This window comes from Streptodolium elevatio (assembly GCF_040649515.1).
Lineage (GTDB): Bacteria > Actinomycetota > Actinomycetes > Streptomycetales > Streptomycetaceae > Yinghuangia > Yinghuangia elevatio.
Genome location: NZ_JBEZFP010000022.1, coordinates 18,370 through 35,229, shown reverse-complemented (window position 1 = coordinate 35,229; position 16,860 = coordinate 18,370). Strand labels below are relative to the sequence as shown.

The 16,860-nt window shown below is 71.7% G+C and carries 16 protein-coding genes and 1 other RNA gene; 5 read left to right on the top strand and 12 right to left on the bottom strand.

The features are described from left to right. Window positions 1-109 precede the first annotated feature (109 nt). From AB0C36_RS11455 to AB0C36_RS11445, 3 genes are all read right to left on the bottom strand, one after another. Window positions 110-925, bottom strand: a complete 816-nt coding sequence (locus tag AB0C36_RS11455; protein WP_358352591.1) for an FAD binding domain-containing protein — start codon at window positions 923-925, stop codon at window positions 110-112. Window positions 926-1,242: 317 nt separating this feature from the next. Further along, on the bottom strand, window positions 1,243-1,533 hold the full coding sequence (locus tag AB0C36_RS11450; protein ID WP_358352507.1) for a DUF3039 domain-containing protein: 291 nt from the start codon (window positions 1,531-1,533) through the stop codon (window positions 1,243-1,245). Between the two features lie 208 nt (window positions 1,534-1,741). Further along, window positions 1,742-2,299 carry a YqgE/AlgH family protein gene (locus tag AB0C36_RS11445; RefSeq protein ID WP_358352505.1) on the bottom strand — a complete coding sequence of 186 codons (558 nt, stop codon included), beginning with the start codon at window positions 2,297-2,299 and terminating at the stop codon, window positions 1,742-1,744. A gap of 277 nt (window positions 2,300-2,576) precedes the next feature. Here AB0C36_RS11445 and murA point away from each other — a divergent pair, with 277 nt between their 5' ends. Next, on the top strand, window positions 2,577-3,920 hold the full coding sequence (gene murA, locus AB0C36_RS11440) for a UDP-N-acetylglucosamine 1-carboxyvinyltransferase (protein WP_358352503.1): 1,344 nt from the start codon (window positions 2,577-2,579) through the stop codon (window positions 3,918-3,920). Window positions 3,921-4,252: 332 nt separating this feature from the next. Here murA and AB0C36_RS11435 read toward each other — a convergent pair whose 3' ends face one another. Both AB0C36_RS11435 and AB0C36_RS11430 read right to left on the bottom strand, forming a co-directional pair. Beyond that, window positions 4,253-4,534, bottom strand: coding sequence for an HU family DNA-binding protein (locus AB0C36_RS11435; protein ID WP_235057057.1), 282 nt, complete (start codon window positions 4,532-4,534; stop codon window positions 4,253-4,255). Between the two features lie 350 nt (window positions 4,535-4,884). After that, the gene (locus AB0C36_RS11430) at window positions 4,885-6,294 is read right to left on the bottom strand and encodes an NAD-dependent malic enzyme (RefSeq protein ID WP_358352501.1); all 1,410 of its coding nucleotides are present in this window, start codon (window positions 6,292-6,294) and stop codon (window positions 4,885-4,887) included. A gap of 572 nt (window positions 6,295-6,866) precedes the next feature. On the opposite strand from AB0C36_RS11430, the gene AB0C36_RS11425 reads away from it, so the two are divergent. Genes AB0C36_RS11425 through AB0C36_RS11415 form a run of 3 tightly spaced genes read left to right on the top strand, consistent with a single transcriptional unit; the run spans window position 6,867 to window position 9,375 of the window. Beyond that, entirely contained in the window at window positions 6,867-8,126 is a 1,260-nt protein-coding gene (locus AB0C36_RS11425) for an AGE family epimerase/isomerase (protein WP_358352499.1), read from the top strand. Next, a complete protein-coding gene (locus tag AB0C36_RS11420) occupies window positions 8,123-9,136 on the top strand; it encodes a carbohydrate kinase family protein (RefSeq protein WP_358352498.1) in 1,014 nt (337 codons plus the stop codon). Before AB0C36_RS11425 ends, AB0C36_RS11420 begins: the two co-directional genes overlap by 4 nt. A 14-nt stretch (window positions 9,137-9,150) precedes the next feature. Beyond that, window positions 9,151-9,375, top strand: coding sequence for a KTSC domain-containing protein (locus AB0C36_RS11415; protein ID WP_358352496.1), 225 nt, complete (start codon window positions 9,151-9,153; stop codon window positions 9,373-9,375). Window positions 9,376-9,514: 139 nt separating this feature from the next. Here the strand turns inward: AB0C36_RS11415 and ssrA are convergent. The 6 genes from ssrA to ftsE form a co-directional block, all read right to left on the bottom strand. Further along, window positions 9,515-9,882, bottom strand: a transfer-messenger RNA (tmRNA) gene (gene ssrA / locus AB0C36_RS11410). A gap of 180 nt (window positions 9,883-10,062) precedes the next feature. Next, window positions 10,063-10,575 carry an SsrA-binding protein SmpB gene (gene smpB, locus AB0C36_RS11405; RefSeq protein ID WP_358352494.1) on the bottom strand — a complete coding sequence of 171 codons (513 nt, stop codon included), beginning with the start codon at window positions 10,573-10,575 and terminating at the stop codon, window positions 10,063-10,065. Between the two features lie 149 nt (window positions 10,576-10,724). After that, entirely contained in the window at window positions 10,725-11,912 is a 1,188-nt protein-coding gene (locus AB0C36_RS11400; protein ID WP_358352492.1) for a S41 family peptidase, read from the bottom strand. 83 nt (window positions 11,913-11,995) lie between these two features. Further along, a complete protein-coding gene (locus AB0C36_RS11395) occupies window positions 11,996-13,255 on the bottom strand; it encodes a M23 family metallopeptidase (protein WP_358352490.1) in 1,260 nt (419 codons plus the stop codon). A gap of 192 nt (window positions 13,256-13,447) precedes the next feature. Next, the gene (gene ftsX, locus AB0C36_RS11390; RefSeq protein WP_358352488.1) at window positions 13,448-14,362 is read right to left on the bottom strand and encodes a permease-like cell division protein FtsX; all 915 of its coding nucleotides are present in this window, start codon (window positions 14,360-14,362) and stop codon (window positions 13,448-13,450) included. 160 nt (window positions 14,363-14,522) lie between these two features. Then, a complete protein-coding gene (gene ftsE / locus AB0C36_RS11385) occupies window positions 14,523-15,212 on the bottom strand; it encodes a cell division ATP-binding protein FtsE (RefSeq protein ID WP_358352486.1) in 690 nt (229 codons plus the stop codon). Between the two features lie 333 nt (window positions 15,213-15,545). Here ftsE and AB0C36_RS11380 point away from each other — a divergent pair, with 333 nt between their 5' ends. Continuing rightward, window positions 15,546-15,734 (top strand): hypothetical protein, encoded by a 189-nt coding sequence (locus tag AB0C36_RS11380; protein WP_358352484.1) that lies wholly within the window; start codon window positions 15,546-15,548, stop codon window positions 15,732-15,734. A gap of 176 nt (window positions 15,735-15,910) precedes the next feature. Here AB0C36_RS11380 and AB0C36_RS11375 read toward each other — a convergent pair whose 3' ends face one another. Then, a complete protein-coding gene (locus AB0C36_RS11375) occupies window positions 15,911-16,642 on the bottom strand; it encodes a hypothetical protein (RefSeq protein WP_358352483.1) in 732 nt (243 codons plus the stop codon). Between the last annotated feature and the right edge of the window lie 218 nt (window positions 16,643-16,860).

The following is a 16,860-nucleotide window of genomic DNA, read 5'->3' as shown; positions in this document are numbered from 1 at the left end:
TTGCCCGTCCATCAGGTCCCCTCCCCTGCCCTTGGCTCTGCCTTGCCGCTCGCCGACCGCGTGTCGCCCGTTGCGTGTCGCCCGTCGCGCGTCGTCGGTTGCCTACTGCTCACGCCGAGAACGCCCGCTCGGCCGCGCGCTTGGCCAGCGTCGCGACGACGCGCGCCTGGAAGGCCCGGTTCGAGCGCGACCCCTCGCGCGGCGCCACCTCGTCCGCGACCAGCGCGCCGAAGCGGGTCGGCGCGGACGGGTCGGTCAGGCGTCCGGTCCCGGGGTCCACCCGTTCGGCAAGCCATTCCTCGGCGCGCGCCACACGTTGCGCGCCCGGGCGTATGCCGCCGACCGCGCAGCGTACGCTCCGCGCGCCCGGGTCCGCGACCAGCGCCAGCGTCGTGTGGAAGCCCTGCGCGGTACGGGCCTTGAGGAACTCCTGCGGCCCGTGCAGAACGGGTACGCGTACGCCGGTGATCAGCTCCCCCGGACGCAACTGCGCCGCGGGCTCGCCGTCGCACACGAATTCCCGCACCCCGCCCGGCGACCGCACCACGACGGCCGCGTCCAGGGCGGCCAGCACCGGCACCGCGTCGGCCTCGCGCGAGCGCGACGCGAGGTTGCCGCCCAGCGTGCCCATCATGCGGATCTGCGGCGTCCCCACCTGCCGCGCGGCGGTGGCGAGGGCCGGGACCAGGGCCGCGAGGTCCGGGCCCGCGAGACGGGCCCAGGTGACGCCGGCGCCGATGACGGAGCTGCGGCCCTCGTACTGCCACAGCCGCATCTCGGCGATGCCCGCCAGCCCGATCAGGGCATGCGGGCGCATCAGACCGGCGTTGACGCGCGGCATCAGGTCGGTTCCGCCGGCCACCGGCAGGGCGGCGGGCTCGCGGGCCATGGCGTCCACGGCCTCGTCGAGCGAGTGCGGCAGCATGATCGCTTCGTTCACAGCGGGACAACGCTACTGCGCCGAGCGGGTGACGCGCGGGCGACTTCGTTCAGCCCGCACCCGAAAGGCCCGGCAGCGCGGCCCAGGACGGCTTTCGCGGCTGCCGGCGACACGCGCGGACACGCACGTGGACACGGCGCGGCCGTACGCGCGGACCTCTGCTCAGGCCCTGTGCACGGACCCTGTACGCAGCCCTTGTGCGCGGACCTACGCGCGTACCGGCCGACATGCCGACAACCGGCATGCAGACAAGAAGCGCCGGAGCCGCATGGCACCGGCGCCCTCGTACGACTGCGGAGCGGCTACTTGTCGCCGCCCTTGTCCCCGCCGCCGGTGCCCATGGTCTCGTAGATCTCCTTGCACATGGGGCACACGGGGTACTTCTTCGGGTCGCGGCCCGGCACCCACACCTTCCCGCACAGCGCGATCACGGGAGTGCCGGAGACGGCGCTCTCCATGATCTTGTCCTTCTGGACGTAGTGCGCGAAGCGCTCGTGGTCGCCGTCGCCGTGGGAGACCTGGGGGGTCTCCTCGATGAGCGTCCCCGTGCCCGTTCCGCGCTCGGGCTCGGGATAGTCCTGCGGAGTGGTCATAGGTCCGATTCTAAGCGGGCCACACGTTCGGCCCCGCCTCGCCCGTGAGACGCCCCCGCGGATGCGGCGGAAGGCCAGTACGAGACGCCGCACAAGGCACCGCACCGGCCGTCGTACGCGCCGTCACCGAACGTTGTCGGCCAACACTGGCCGTCACGGACCGCGTCACGGGTCGCGGGTCACGTCACGGGTCACCTCACGAGTCGCGTCAGTTGAGCGACGGGTCCTCGGGATAGGTGGCGACCATCGCCAGCTCACCCCGCTGCCGCCGGAGCACCGCGCGCCACAGCCGCTCCGGGTCGGGGCTGAAGGCGTCGCCGGGCTCCGAGTCGACGACGTACCAGGCGCCGTCGGTCAGCTCGGACTCCAACTGCCCGGGCCCCCAGCCCGAGTAGCCGGCGAAGATCCGCATCGCCCCGAACTCGGTGGCGATCAGCTCGGGCGGCGCGTCCAGGTCGACCATGCCGAGGGCGCCGAAGACGCGGCGCCACCCGACGGGCTCGCCGCCGCCCGGGACCGACGCGATGGCCAGCGCGGAGTCCATCGCGACCGGGCCGCCCTGGAAGACCACCGCGGGCGCGGTGACCGCCTTGGACCAGCTCAGCAGCACATCGTGCACGTCCACGGGTGTGGGGCGGTTGAGGACGACGCCGTGCGCGCCCTCGTCGTCGTGGTCGAGCACCAGCACCACGCACCGGTCGAAGTTCGGATCGGTCAGCGCGGGGGTCGCCACGAGCAGGCGTCCGGTGAGCGAGACCTCGGTCATGGGCTCATGATCCTGCATCCCGGCGACAGTGTCCGGGTCTCACCCGGATCGACCGCCGACACGGCCGACACACCCGCCCGTGCGACCGTCCATCCGTCCGTTCCGCCCGCGCCGCGCCCGGCGTCCGCTGCCCCCAGCTTCGGCATCGCGCCCCCTCGTTCCCGGCCCTGCCAAGATCCTGTGCCCGCCCGCGAGCCGGACAATGCACGTCGGAGCGCATCGAGCGCGTACCGTTGTTCGCTGTTGCCCGTGGCCCCCGTCCAGGAACGCGAGATTCATGCAAGACGACGTACTGTTCGTTCACGGTGGTTCCCCCCTAGAGGGCGAAGTCCGCGTCAAGGGCGCCAAGAACCTGGTGCCCAAGGCGATGGTCGCGGCGCTTCTCGGCGAGGAGCCCAGCCGCCTGCGCTCTGTGCCGGGCATCCGGGACGTGCACATCGTGCGCGGCCTCCTGCAACTCCACGGTGTCGCGGTGTACGAGGGCGACGAGGCGGACGAACTGGTCATGGACCCGTCGTCGGTCGAGCTGGCCAACGTCGCCGACATCGACGCGCACGCGGGTTCCAGCCGCATCCCGATCCTGCTGTGCGGCCCGCTGCTGCACCGCATCGGCCGCGCGTTCATCCCCGATCTCGGCGGCTGCCGCATCGGCGACCGGCCGATCGACTTCCACCTCAACGTGCTGCGCGAGTTCGGCGCGACCGTCGACAAGCGGCCCGAGGGGCTGTACCTGGAGGCGCCGCACGGGCTGCACGGCGCGAAGATCGAACTGCCGTACCCGAGCGTCGGCACCACCGAGCAGGTGCTGCTGACCGCCGTACGCGCCGAAGGCACCACCGAGCTGCGCAACGCGGCCGTGGAGCCGGAGATCATAGACCTCATCTGCGTGCTCCAGAAGATGGGCGCGATCATCTCGGTGGCCACCGACCGGGTGATCAGGATCACCGGTGTGGAGCGGCTGGGCGGCTACACCCACCGCGCGCTGCCGGACCGCCTGGAGGGCGCCTCGTGGGCCTGTGCGGCCCTCGCCACCGGCGGCGACGTATTCGTACGCGGCGCGCGGCAGTTGGACATGATGACGTTCCTGAACGTCTTCCGGCAGGTCGGCGGCGCGTTCCAGGTCGAGGACGACGGCATCCGGTTCTGGCACCCGGGCGGCCGGCTGCGCGCCATCGCCTTGGAGACGGACGTGCACCCCGGCTTCCAGACCGACTGGCAGCAGCCGCTGGTGGTGGCGCTGACCCAGGCGAGCGGGCTGTCGATCGTGCACGAGACGGTGTACGAGAGCCGTCTCGGATTCACCTCGGCGCTCAACCAGATGGGTGCCACGATCCAGCTCTACAGCGAGTGCCTGGGCGGTACGCCGTGCCGGTTCGGGCAGCGCAACTTCCAGCACTCGGCGGTCATCTCGGGTCCGTCGAAGCTGCACGGAGCCGACCTGGTGATCCCCGACCTGCGCGGCGGGTTCTCGTACCTCATCGCGGCACTGGCCGCCGAGGGCACCTCGCGCGTGCACGGCATCGACCTGATCAACCGCGGCTACGAGGGCTTCCACGCGAAGCTGGACGCGCTCGGCGCGCGCGTGGAACTCCCGCGGGGAGAACGGCAGGGCGTCGCCTAGCGGACCCGATTCACCTACGCCGAAGGGCGGTTCCCCGCGGGGAACCGCCCTTCGGCGTTCACTGCCGTGCGCGCGGCACGTCGTGCCCGGCGCCATGACGCCGTGTGCCTCGCGTTGTGCGCTCCGTGCGTGGCGCCGGCCTCGGAGGACCTGTGCGCTCCCGTGCGGCCCGGACGACCGGGGCCGACTCGTACGAGCCGCTCCCGGGCGTCCGGCGGTCCGGTACGGACCGGCACACGGGGTCCCGTGCCGGACAGACGCCACGGCCCGCCGCGGACCGTGCACGGCGCCCTGCGGCGCCGTGTCGGACCCGCGGAGGGGTCACGTGCGGGTCACTTGCCCTTGGCGGCTTCCTTGAGCTTCGAACCCGCGGAGACCTTGACGCTGTAACCGGCCGGGATCTCGATCGGCTCGCCGGTCTGCGGGTTGCGCGCGGTGCGCGCCGAGCGGTGGGTCCGCTCGAAGCTGAGGAAGCCGGGGATCGTGATCTTCTCGTCGCCCTTGCTGACGATCTCACCGACCACCTCGGCGAAGGCGTTCAGCACGGCGTCCGCGTCCTTGCGCGTGACGTCGGCCCGCTCCGCGAGGGCGGCCACCAGCTCACTGCGGTTCATGTGTATCTCCCGTGGTCTTTCCAACTCGCTGTTCTTGCCCCGGGGACGAATCCTGCACGTATCCGGGCCCGGAACCTAATCAGGGACACGCCGAATCACGCGGAAAGCCCCGCGATTTGGCCGTTCGCGGCAGATTTCACGTCCGAAACGACCTCGAACGCACCTGCCACACCCCGACCATACGACCAGCATCACGTACGCTCGTCACACCGCCCCCGGCGCGGCGAGGGTGGATTCCGCAGCCGAACGGTCGGTTTTCACCGTACCGACAAGGCGGTTGGCCCGGTGCCGCGGACCGCTCGCGGATCACTCGCTGGTCACTCGCTGGTCACTTGCGGACGACTCGCGGACTACTTCGCGGTCTCCGCCTGACGGTCCGCCAGCACTGCGTCGCGCACCGCCGCGGCGACGACGTTCGACACCTCGGGGTGGAACACACTCGGCACGATGTAGCTCGCGTTGAGCTCGTCGTCCGTCACCACCGACGCGAGCGCACGCGCCGCGGCGATGAGCATGTCCGTCGTGATGTGCCGGCTCTGCGCGTCGACGAGGCCGCGGAACACGCCCGGAAAAACCAGCACGTTGTTGATCTGGTTGGGGAAGTCGCTGCGCCCGGACGCGACAACCGCCGCGTGCTCCTGCGCGACCGCCGGGTAGATCTCCGGCTCGGGGTTGGCGAGTGCGAAAACGATCGCGTCGTCGGCCATCCGCGCGACGTCGCCCGCGTCGATGACGTTCGGCGCGGACACCCCCACGAACACGTCCGCGCCGACCACCGCCTCCTTCAAAGTCCCGGTCAGACCTTGCGAGTTGGTGTGCTCGGCGACCCAACGCAGGTCCTCGCCCAGGTCGTCGCGGCCGGTGTGCACCACACCGTGCACGTCCGCCACGACGACGTGCGCGACGCCGGCCGCCATGAGCAGCTTGAGGATCGCGGTGCCGGCCGCGCCCGCACCCGACATCACCACGCGCACGTCGCCGATCTTCTTGCCCACCACGCGCAGCGCGTTCGTGAGCGCGGCGAGCACGACGATCGCGGTGCCGTGCTGGTCGTCGTGGAAGACCGGGATGTCCAGCGTCTCGCGCAGCCGCCGCTCGATCTCGAAGCAGCGCGGCGCGGAGATGTCCTCCAGGTTGATGCCGGCGAACCCGGGCGCCATCACCTGCACGGCGCGCACGATCTCGTCCGGGTCCTGGGTGTCGAGGCAGATCGGCCACGCGTCGATGCCGGCGAAGCGCTTGAACAGCGCTGCCTTGCCCTCCATGACCGGCAGCGCCGCCTTCGGGCCGATGTTGCCCAGGCCGAGCACCGCGGAGCCGTCGGTCACGACCGCGACGGTGTTGCGCTTGATGGTGAGGCGGCGTGCGTCCTCGGGGTTCTCCGCGATCGCGAGGCACACGCGGGCGACGCCCGGCGTGTAGATCATCGACAGGTCGTCGCGGTTGCGGATCGGGTGCTTCGCCTGCATCTCGATCTTGCCGCCGAGGTGCATCAGGAAGGTACGGTCCGACACCTTGCCGAGAGTCACGCCGTCGATCGCACGCAGCGCCTCGACGAGCGCGTCCGCGTGGTCCGTCGAGGACGCGGCAATCGTCACGTCGACCCTGAGACGGTCGTGCCCGGACGCGGTGACGTCCAGGCCGGTCACCGAACCACCGGCGGATTCCACGGCGTTGGTGAGCTGGCTGACCGCCCGGCCCCCGGCCGGGACCTCGAGGCGGGCGGTGATCGAGTACGAAGCGCTCGGCGCTGCGGGCATGAAGGTGTCTCCTCAACGAGTGCGGTGCCATGGCACGGCACCGCAGACGATCGTCTCACTTCGCGGACCGGCACGACGACCGGCCGGTTCACCGCACCGAGAGTGCGGCCTATGTGCAACCGTGCGTGCACCCCGCGTATACGCGACGCCTGCCCGCCGACGACGCGTGCGGACCGCCCGTGGAACCACGTCGAGCACCGTGTCGAACGCCCGTGTCGAACACGGTGTCGAAGCCACCCCGAAGGCGCGCCGAACCCGTGTCGCACCCGCGTCGCGCGCCTCGCCCGGGCGGCGGAATATGCGCGGCTACCCTGCCGCCGGAGCCCCGCAAACTGTGATCCGCATCCTTCTTCCGCACGCCGCGAGGTCGGTTACTCTGTTCATGGCACCGGCTCGATCCAAGCCCCCGGGCCCAACCATTAGTCCCTACGAGGGACCACTTGCCGAGAGGCGAGCATTGGCGGGTCGGTGTCGTAGGCGTAGGAACCGGCGGTCCCTCGGGGCCGCCGGTTCGCATTTCCCGGCGCGTTACGTCCCTCTCCGACGGGGTGCCCGGTGGGACGATGGTGGCGATGAACGCCTCACACCACGGCTCGCGCGACGGCTCCTGGGTCGCCCTGGCCACGCACCGCGACTGGCTGGACGCCGAGGCCGGGCGCCTGCTCCGCTTCGGGGCGGCGGCGCGCGATCCGCGCGGCGGGTTCGCCTGGCTCGACGGCGACGGCGTCCCCGACCCCGCCCGAGGCGTGCAGTTGTGGATCACCACGCGCATGGCACACGTGTTCGCCCTCGCGCACCTGCGCGGCGTACCGGGCGCGGGTCCGCTCGCCGACCACGGCCTCGCGGCCTTGAGCGGGCCGCTGCGCGACGCGGAGCACGGGGGGTGGTATCCGGCCATCCCGGTCGGCGACGGGCCGCAGGAGGGCCGCAAAGAGGCGTACGGGCACGCTTTTGTGCTCCTCGCCGCGTCGAGCCTCGCACTCGCCGGCCGCCCCGGCGCGAAGGGGCTCCTCGCCGAAGCCGCGGCCGTGTTCGAGCGGCGCTTCTGGGACGACGAGCGCGGTTGGGTGCGCGAGTCGTTCGACCGGGCGTGGACCGAGCCGGAGGCGTACCTCGGGGCCAACGCCAACATGCACGCCGTCGAGGCGTTCCTCGCGGCGGCCGACGCGACCGGTGACGGGGTGTGGCGTACCCGGGCGCTGCGCATCGCGGAGTTCTTCGTGCACCAGGTCGCGCGGGCGCAGTGGTGGCGGGTGCCGGAGCACTTCGCCCCGAACGGGCGCATCCTGCCCGACTACAACGAGGACGCGAAGGACGACGCGTTCCGGCCGTACGGCACGACCCCCGGCCACTCGCTGGAATGGGCCCGCCTGCTGCTCAACCTGGAGGCCGCGCTGCCCGACCCGCCCGACTGGCTCGCGGACGCCGCGCGGTGGCTGTTCGTCGTCGCGGTCGGCGCCGCGTGGAACCGCGACGGGCGCCCGGGGTTCGTCTACACGATCGACGGCGAAGGGCGGCCCGTCGTGCGCGAACGCATGCACTGGGTGGTCGCGGAGGCGATCGCGGCCGCGGCGGCGCTGCACCGCCGGACCGGCGATCTGGTGTACGAGCACTGGTACCGGGTGTGGTGGGACTACGCCGCGGAACACATCGTCGATACCCGCCACGGGAGTTGGCACCACGAGTTGGACCCGGGGAACCGGCCGTCGTCGACCGTGTGGTCCGGGAAGCCGGACATCTACCACGCGTATCAGGCCACGCTGCTCCCGCAGTTGGGGCTCGCCCCCACCGCGGCGGCGGCGCTGCGCGCACGGCTGGACGGCGCCTCGTGAGCACGGATGCGGCTGCGGCGGCCGGCGCGGGCGCGGGCGACGGGCCGGCCACCCTCGCGGTCGCGGGCGAGAACGTCGTCGACCTGGTCCCGGTCGACGGAACCCCCGACTCCTACCGGGCACTTGTCGGCGGCAGCCCGGCCAACATCGCGATCGCGGCGGCACGGCTGGGGACTTCGGCGGCGCTCGTCGCACGGATCGGCGCCGACGCGTTCGGCCGCCGCGTACGCGAGCGCCTGGCCGCCGGCGGCGTCTCGCCGCGCTACCTCGTCGACGCCTCGGAGCCGTCCAGCCTCGCGGTCGTGTCCTTCGACGAACACCGGCGCGCGTCCTACGACTTCTGGTTCACCGGCACGGCCGACGGGCAGTGGACGGGCGCGGAACTCCCCGACCCGCTCGGCGCGGACGTCCGCGCGCTGCACGTCGGCTCGGTCGCGCTGCACCTCTACCCGGGCGGTGCGGCGCTGCTGCGCATGGTGCTGCGCGAGCACGCGCGCGGGGCGGTGACGCTGACGCTGGATCCGAACGTACGCCCGGACATCTCCGGCGACCTGGCCGCGGTACGCCGCCGCCTGGAGGCCCTCGTCCCGCTCTGCGACGTCGTCAAGGCCAGCGACGAGGACATGCTGCACCTCTACCCCGATCTCGACCCGGTCGAGGCGGCGCGCCTGTGGCGGGACTCGGGGCCGGCCCTGGTCGTCGTCACGCAGGGCGCGGACGGCGCCACGGCGGTGATGGAGCACCAGGCGATCGCGGTGGCCGCCCCCGAGGTCGAGGTCGCCGACACCGTCGGCGCGGGCGACGCCTTCATGGGCGCGCTGCTGCACGCCCTGGACACGCGCGGTCTGCTGGGCGGGGACCGCGTGGGGGCGCTGCGCACGGTCACGCCGGACGATCTGCGGCGGATCACCGAGTACGCGGCAGCGGCCGCCGCGTACACCTGCACCCGGGAGGGCGCCGACCCGCCGACCGCGGCGGAACTGGACGCGTGGCGGGAAAGCCTGGTCTGACCGAGGCTGGACGCATGCGCCGCGTCCGGGTCCGTTCGTCCAGCCTTGCCGCCGTCGGCTACGACGAAGCCGGGCGGATCCTGGAGGTCGAGTACAGAAACGGGGCGGTGTACCAGTACTTCGCCGTTCCGCCGGCAGTGCATCTCGCGCTCATGGCCGCGCCCAGCCTGGGGCGCCACATGAACGCGTACGTGAAGCCGGTGTTCCGCTGCCGAAGGGTGCGTGCGGCGTCCGCGTGAGCGGGGGCGGCAAGCGCGACGTATGCCACGGGGACGGTGCGTGCCACGGGGCACGGCCTCACCCGCGGCGCCCACCGCGCCCCGGGGGAACGACGAAGGCCCGGCACACGTGGCGTGTGCCGGGCCTTCGTCGCAAAAGGGGTGGAGGTGGCGGGAATTGAACCCGCGTCCTGAAGTGCGAGACCAGAGCTTCTCCGAGCGCAGTCCGCTGTGCTTTTCTCGGCCCCGGCAATCACGCGGACAAGTTGCCGACGGGCCCAGTTACTGTTTGATTTTCCGCATTACCCCGTAACCGGGCAGTGCGGTGGAGTCCCCTTGATTATGCCAGGATCCGGGACGGGGACGCGCCCGGTCTGACACCTTCGAAACTCGCTCAGGCGGCGAGGGCGAAGGAATCGCGCTTGTTATCGGCGATTATTGGTTTCGGCATGTGGTTAACGAGATCATTGCCGCTTCCTCGGCTCGCTTCCTCTGCTCCGACATCTCCAGTCGAAACCGATCACCCCCTGTTGAGTTTTCAAGCGGCGGTCAAACTGTCGCTCGACGGTCGCGCGGGCGTACTGCCTGAGCCCGGCGGCCGGTGTCATCGTACGGAACAACCCCGGCGGCGGTCCACTTCATTCCCCCGCGTCGGCGCGGGACCCCGGAACGGTGCGGCGACCAGGTCCGTGCAAACGACGACGGGTGTCACTGCGTCTGGCGCCGGATGGCGGCGCTCATCGCCCGCTGCGCCTCGCGCTGGCCCTGCTTCTCGATGAGCGTCTGGCGCTTGTCGTAGAGCTTCTTGCCGCGGGCGAGCGCCAGTTCGACCTTCACCCGGCCGTCCTCGTTGAAGTAGATGCTCAGCGGGACCAGCGTGGTGCCGGAGTCGTTGAGCTTGTTCTCCAGCTTGGCGATCTCGTCGCGGTGCAGCAGGAGCTTCCGCGGCCGGCGCGGCGCGGAATTGTTCCAGGTGGCCTCCAGATATTCGGGGATGTGCGCGTTGCGCATCCACACCTCGTGGTTGTCGACGGTCGCGAATCCGTCGACGAGCGAGGCCCGGCCCTGCCGCAACGACTTCACCTCGGGCCCGGTCAGCACCACGCCGCACTCGATGGTGTCGTCGATGTGGTAGTCGTGCCGCGCCTTCTTGTTCTGCGCGATCATCTTGCGCTTGGGGGCCGCCTGCGCCTTCTTCGACTTGGTCGGCTTCCCAGGCATCTGAACGATGGTTGGTCTCTTCGCCATGGTCTCCGCATTGTCGCCCATCGGACGGCCCGCGATCCACGGGGTTGCGCGTCGGCGGCGCGGCGCGGGTGGCGCAACCCGGGTGGCGCGGCCCAGGTCGGCGCGGGGCCGGCCGGCGCGGTTCAGCTGCCGCGTGCCTCGGCGAGGTCGGCGAGGACCTCGCGGGCCCGGGCATCGGCGGCCTCGGACGGCGCCGGGATGTCCGGGGCCACCCCGCGGCCCTCGACGCTGCGGCCGTCCGGCGAGTACCAGCCGCCCACGGTCAGTTCGAGGACGCCGCCGTCGGCCAGGACGGTGGGGGCCTGCACCGAGCCCTTGCCGTACGTCGTCGACCCCACCACGACCGCCCGGCCGCGGTCCCGCAGCGCGGCGGCGACCACCTCCGCGGCGCTCGCGCTGCCGCCGTCCACCAGCACGACGACCGGGGTGGCGGTGTCGCCGGGCGGGGCGGCGGCACCCAGCTCGCGGCGTACGCCCGAACCGTCGTCGTAGCCGACCACCGGCCCGGGGCGCAGGAACGCGGAGGCGACGGAGGCGGCCTCGTCGATCAGGCCGCCGGGGTTGCCGCGCAGGTCGAGCAGCACTCCGGCGGGCTTCGCGGCCAGTGCGGTGCGCACCTGGTCGGCGGTGCCGCGCCCGAACCCGGCGACGCGGATCCGGACCAGGCCGTCCACCGGGACAGGGGTGCCGGCCGCGTCGAGCGGCTCGACCCTGACGTCCGCGCCGGTGAGCAGCTCGCGCGTGACGACGACTTCCCGCGGCGGCCCGCCGGAGGCGACGGTGAGGGTGACGGTCGTCCCGACCGGTCCGCGCAGTCGGGCGACCACTCCGGCGACCCCCAACTCGGCGGCGGGGACGGAGTCGACGGCCGCGAGGGTGTCCCCCGCGACCAGCCCGGCGCGGTTCGCGGGGCCGCCGGGGGTGACGTACGTGATGTGCACCGCGCCCTCGGCCTGACGGACGGTCAGCCCGACGCCGGGGAAGGTGCCGTCGACGCGCTCGCGGTGGTCCGCGGCGGTGCCGGGCGGGTAGTACGCGGCCCAGCGGTCGTCCAGCACGGCGAGCAGGCCCTGCGCGTGGTCGGCGTCGAGGTCGGCGCCGTCGAGTGCGCCGCCGGCGGGTGCCCCCCGCGGCGCCTGCGTCGGCTGCTGCGTCGGCGGTAACTGCTGGGGTACGCGCGGACGTGCCTCCGCGGGGCGCGGGCCGGGAATGCCCACGCCGTCCCAGGCGCCCGTCGCCGCGCCGGTCGTGAGGGCAGCGCCGAAGGCCAGGGCGAGAGCGGCCCTGCGGCGTACCCGACCGGACGTCATGTCGGGAGCATAAAGCAGCGCAAGACGACGCAAGGTCAGCCTGTGGATATGTGGATGATGCCTGTGTGCCGCTCAGGTACGTGTCACAACCAGGTGAGCGGATCGGCGAACTCGCCGTCCACCAGGACCTCGAAGTGCAGGTGCGCGCCGGTCGAATAGCCGGTGTTGCCGACCAGGCCGACCGTGCCGCCGCGGCGCAGGCGTTCGCCTTCGGCCACGTCGACGCGCGAGAGGTGGTTGTAGGTCGTGGTCAGTGCGACGCCGCCGACCCGGCCGTGCGAGACCACGACGCGGTAGCCGTACGCCGGGTTGTAGCCCGCGGCGATCACCGTGCCCTCGCGTGCCGCGCGTACCGGGGTGCCCTCGGCCGCGCCGAAGTCGGTGCCGCTGTGCAGCTTCACGTACTCGAGGATCGGGTGGAAGCGCATCCCGAAGCCCGAGGTCACGTCCGCGTCGACCGGATAGGACAGTGCGCCGCCCTGTCCGCGGCCCACCCCGCCGACGCCGCCGGTGGCGGCGCGCGACGGCGACGGCGCGTTGAACCGGTTGACGAGCTCGGTGAGCCGGCGCTGTTCGACCACCAGCGCCTGGTACCGCTGCTGGTCGGCGGCCTTCTCGGCCTGGGCCGTGGCCAGGGCGCCGCGGCGCTGCTCGACCAGGCGTTCGACGGCGGCGTTGGCGGCCACGGCCTCCTTTTCGAGCGCGGTCACCTTGGCCAGTTGTGCGGCCGCGGCCTCCTGCTCGCTGCGGACCCGGTCGCGCGCGCGGGCGAGTTCCTTCTGCTGCCCGTCGGTCTCGCGGTGCACCTGGCCGAGCCGGTCGAGCGTCTCCTCGTCGGCGCGCAGCACCGAACGGAAGCCCTCCAGCCGGCCGATGAGCTGCGCGGGCGTCTCGGCCTTCATGATCACCGAGAGCTGGGTCAGCGATCCCTGCTGGTACGCGCGCCGCGCCACGCGCCCGAGTTCCTCGCGCATCTCGGTCATCGCCGACTCGATGTCGCGCAACTGCGCCTGCGCGCGGGCCTCGTCCTCGACGGCGATTTCCAGGCGCCGCCGGGTGTCGGTGTCCTGCACGCGCGCGGCGTCCAGCTTGCGGCGGGCCTCGGCCAGCGCGGCCTGGGCGGCCGGCATGCGGGTGTTGGCCTCGGCGTACGCGGTCTCCGCCGCGGCCAGGCGGCTCGCCGACCCGTCGAGGTCCGCGCGGACGTCGCGCACCTGCGCGTCGACGCGCTTCTTGTCGTCGCGCGGGTCGTCGTCGGCATGTGCGGTGCCCCAGCCGATGGCCGCCGCGGTGGCGGCGACCAAGGCGAGGAGGCCGAGCCGCCGACTGTGCGTGGGGCGCATGGGCGTCGCCTCCTGCCTGCGGGACCGGCGGCCGGTCGGACGACCGGCCGTTCAGACAACCTCGGTCCCACAGGTATCAGGCGTTACGGCCCAAGTACGCCATATAACCCACTTTTCACTTGATATGGCACTCGTACGGCCTACCGCGGCGCCGCCGGACGAGGCCTCGCGCACCGCGGCAGGCGAACGCCATCAGACCTTCAGGTACTTCCGCAGCGTGAAGAACGACGCGATAGCCGACATGCCGACCCCGAGGATGAACAGCCACGGGAACACCGCGACCACCGAGTCGAAGCCGATGAGCTGCTGGCTGAGCAGCTCGATCGCGTCGGCCAGGCCCTTCTTGATGCCGAAGTAGTAGCCCAGCGTCAGGAGTCCGGACGCGACCAGGGCGCCGGCGAGCCCGGCGACCGCGGACTCCAGGATGAACGGGCCCTGGATGTAGAAGTTCGACGCACCGACCAGGCGCATGATGCCGGTCTCGCGGCGGCGGCTGAACGCCGACACGCGCGCCGTGTTGACGATCAGCAGGACCGCCACGACCAGCATGAACGCCATGATCCCGTAGGCCGCGTACTGGGCACTGCGCAGCAGGTCGAAGAACGGCTTCAGCAGGCTCTTCTGGTCCTGCACGTCATGCACGCCGGACCGGTTGCTGAACGCGCTGGAGATGATCTCGAACTTCGTCGGGTCGTGCAGCTTGACGCGGAAGGACTCCGGGAGTTGGTCGGGCGTGAGGGTGTCGCCCAGCGCCGAGTCCTTGTTCTGCTCCTTGAAGTGCTTGAACGCGTCCTGCTTGCTCTCGTAGTAGATCGTCTTGACCTCGGGCATCTTGTCGAGGTCGGCCTTGATGGCATCGCGATCGACGTTCGTGACCTCGCCGTTGGCGCAACCGTCCTTCTTGGGGTCGGACTTGTTGCACAGGAAGATCGAGACCTCGACCCGGTCGTACCAGTAGTCCTTCATGGAGTTCGCCTGGGAGCTCACCAGAAGGCCGGCCCCGAACAGCGTCAGGGACAGCGCCACACTGACGACGACCGCGATCGTCATGGTCAGGTTTCGGCGGAGACCGATGCCGATCTCTTTCAGCACGAACTGGGCGCGCATGATGTCCTAAGTCGTTCGGGGCGCCCGTCGCGCGGACGCCGGGTGCCGAGGTCGTGTGCGGATCGGGGTGCCAGGTCGTGAACCCGTCCGTGAACCGGATCGTGAACCGGATCGCAACCAGGTCGCGGACCGGGCCGGGTGCCGGGCCGTGGGCGCCGGGTCAGTGCTGGTAGCCGTAGACGCCGCGTGACTGGTCGCGGACGAGGTGGCCCTGCTCCAGCTCGATGACGCGCTTGCGCATCTGGTCGACGATCGCCTGGTCGTGGGTGGCCATCACGATCGTCGTGCCGGTCCGGTTGATCCGGTCGAGCAGCTTCATGATGCCGACGCTGTTCTGCGGGTCGAGGTTGCCGGTCGGCTCGTCCGCGATCAGGATCATCGGCCGGTTGACGAACGCGCGCGCGATCGCGACGCGCTGCTGCTCGCCACCGGACAGCTCGCCCGGCATGCGGTCCTCCTTGCCGGCGAGGCCGACCAGGTCGAGGACCTCCGGGACCACCTTGCGGATCGTGCCGTGCGGCTTGCCGATGACCTCGAGCGCGAACGCGACGTTCTCCCGGACGGTCTTGTTCGGCAGCAGCCGGAAGTCCTGGAACACCGTGCCCATCTGGCGGCGCAGTGCGGGCACCTTCCAGTTGGACAGCCTCCCGAGGTCCTTGCCGGCCACGAAGATGTTGCCCGTGGACGGCCGCTCCTCCTTGAGGACCAGGCGCAGGAACGTCGACTTCCCGGAGCCGGACGAACCGACCAGGAAGACGAACTCGCCCTTCTCGACCTCGAGCGAGACGTCCTGCAGCGCGGGCCGCGGCTGCTTGGCGTAGGTCTTGGTGACGTTGTCGAATCGGATCACGGTTGCATCACAGCGCGCCATCCTAGGGGGCAAGGGCGTCGTACGGGGGCAGAGCAGGTGAAGGGTGCTCCACCGCTCGGGAGGGCCGTCAAGGCCCGGGCGGTCACGCCCCGCGGTACGGATCGTGTCCGTGGCCCGGGCCGTGGCTCGTGCGTCCCAGGGACCGTACCGCCACCGCGGCCGGGCGCGAAGGCCAGGGGCGGTACGTCATGGGACGTGGCCATCCCAGGAGTGTAAGCGGCACAGTGGAAGGCGGTGGGAACTTCCCGGGGCCTCGAAAGCGTTACAGCAGACGACCAGGCCGGTCGGGCCCGCAGGGCCGAGGAGGACGTTATGACGTGGGAGCACCTCGTGTGCGCCAACTGCTCCGGCCCCGTGAGCGAGGGCCGGTGCTCGGTATGCCGTGCCTCCCGCCAGCGCCTGGCCGACGAGCGGGGCCCCCAGATCTCCCCGACGCTGCTCGCCGTGCTCGCGGCGGTCGTGATCGTGGCGGCGCTGCTGGTGCAGCGCTTCGCGGGCTGAGCGCAGCGTCCGGCACGGGCCCGCGCGACCGCGGCGGGCTGGGCGCCCGGTACCGCGCACAACGGTTCGAACGGCGGTACGCACCGTACGACGGACGACGTGACAGGTGAGGGCCCCGGGGCAGTCCCCGGGGCCCTCACCTTTTGTGCTGTCACAGATTGTCCGGCCTCACGAGGTCACGCGGTCGCGGTGCCCGCGCCGCGCCGGTTCAGCCGGCCCGGCAGGACCGTGAAGGCGAATCCGCCCGCGGCCATCGCCGAACCGCCGACCACCACGAACGCGAGGTTCGCACCCTGGCCCGTGTTCGCGAGCTCGGTGCCGGCGCCCGCCGTGGTACCGGTCGAACCGGCCGCCGCCGCACCCGCGCTCGGCGTCGAGCCGCCGCCGTAGTTGCGCTGCGGTCCTCCGCCGCCCTCACCGGAGGACGCGGAGGGGCTCTTGGCCGCGGTGCCGCAGTCGACGCCGCCGCGTGCGATGTCGCACTGCTGACCCGGGGTCGTGGCAGGCGGGCTCGCGGGCGGCGTGGTCGACGGCGGCGTGGTGGCCGGCGGGCCCGTGACCGGCGGCGTCGTGCCGGTCGCGGGCGGCTGCGACGAGGTGGTGCCCGTCGCGGGCGGCGTGGTCGACGGCGTCCCGGAGGACGGCTCGTCGTCCTTGCCACCCCCGTTGTTGTTTCTGCCGTCCTCGGCCGTCGTCTCGGTCCCCGTGTCCGGTACCGGCAGGAGGCCCTCCTGCTCCGGCGACCCGCTCGCCGACGGCCCGATGCCCAGGTCGAGTTCGCAACCCGAGGCGAAGGGGTTCGTCGCGCACCGGTCCGGTTCCTCCGCGGCCGCCATGCCCGCGACCGCGAGCGAGGCGCCCGCGACGAAGACAACTGCCGCGGCTATGCGAGCCGTTCGGGCGCGCATTGTGTTCGTCACTCCTGCAACCCCCAGCTGATCTTTCTTCCCGTCCGGCGGTCAAGCCTTGCCAGGAGGCTTGCCAGGCGTCAATGACGATCTGCGTGGGGTTGCCGGGTGATATCCCTTTTCGCCTTAAGTTTCGCTCAAGAATTGAGGGAGTTGAGGAGGGATTCCGGGCGCCGGGTGGGTATAGCGAATCGGGCGAATCACGCAACTACCAGGTA

What these genes read in the sequence shown, in the direction of transcription:
- AB0C36_RS11455 (WP_358352591.1), bottom strand. Translation starts at nt 925, where the DNA reads ATGCTGCCGCACTCGCTCGACGAGGCCGTGGACGCCATGGCCCGCGAG.
- AB0C36_RS11450 (WP_358352507.1), bottom strand. Translation starts at nt 1,533, where the DNA reads ATGACCACTCCGCAGGACTATCCCGAGCCCGAGCGCGGAACGGGCACG.
- AB0C36_RS11445 (WP_358352505.1), bottom strand. Translation starts at nt 2,299, where the DNA reads ATGACCGAGGTCTCGCTCACCGGACGCCTGCTCGTGGCGACCCCCGCG.
- murA (WP_358352503.1), top strand. Translation starts at nt 2,577, where the DNA reads ATGCAAGACGACGTACTGTTCGTTCACGGTGGTTCCCCCCTAGAGGGC.
- AB0C36_RS11435 (WP_235057057.1), bottom strand. Translation starts at nt 4,534, where the DNA reads ATGAACCGCAGTGAGCTGGTGGCCGCCCTCGCGGAGCGGGCCGACGTC.
- AB0C36_RS11430 (WP_358352501.1), bottom strand. Translation starts at nt 6,294, where the DNA reads ATGCCCGCAGCGCCGAGCGCTTCGTACTCGATCACCGCCCGCCTCGAG.
- AB0C36_RS11425 (WP_358352499.1), top strand. Translation starts at nt 6,867, where the DNA reads ATGAACGCCTCACACCACGGCTCGCGCGACGGCTCCTGGGTCGCCCTG.
- AB0C36_RS11415 (WP_358352496.1), top strand. Translation starts at nt 9,151, where the DNA reads ATGCGCCGCGTCCGGGTCCGTTCGTCCAGCCTTGCCGCCGTCGGCTAC.
- smpB (WP_358352494.1), bottom strand. Translation starts at nt 10,575, where the DNA reads ATGCCTGGGAAGCCGACCAAGTCGAAGAAGGCGCAGGCGGCCCCCAAG.
- AB0C36_RS11400 (WP_358352492.1), bottom strand. Translation starts at nt 11,912, where the DNA reads ATGACGTCCGGTCGGGTACGCCGCAGGGCCGCTCTCGCCCTGGCCTTC.
- AB0C36_RS11395 (WP_358352490.1), bottom strand. Translation starts at nt 13,255, where the DNA reads ATGCGCCCCACGCACAGTCGGCGGCTCGGCCTCCTCGCCTTGGTCGCC.
- ftsX (WP_358352488.1), bottom strand. Translation starts at nt 14,362, where the DNA reads ATGCGCGCCCAGTTCGTGCTGAAAGAGATCGGCATCGGTCTCCGCCGA.
- AB0C36_RS11380 (WP_358352484.1), top strand. Translation starts at nt 15,546, where the DNA reads ATGACGTGGGAGCACCTCGTGTGCGCCAACTGCTCCGGCCCCGTGAGC.
- AB0C36_RS11375 (WP_358352483.1), bottom strand. Translation starts at nt 16,642, where the DNA reads ATGCGCGCCCGAACGGCTCGCATAGCCGCGGCAGTTGTCTTCGTCGCG.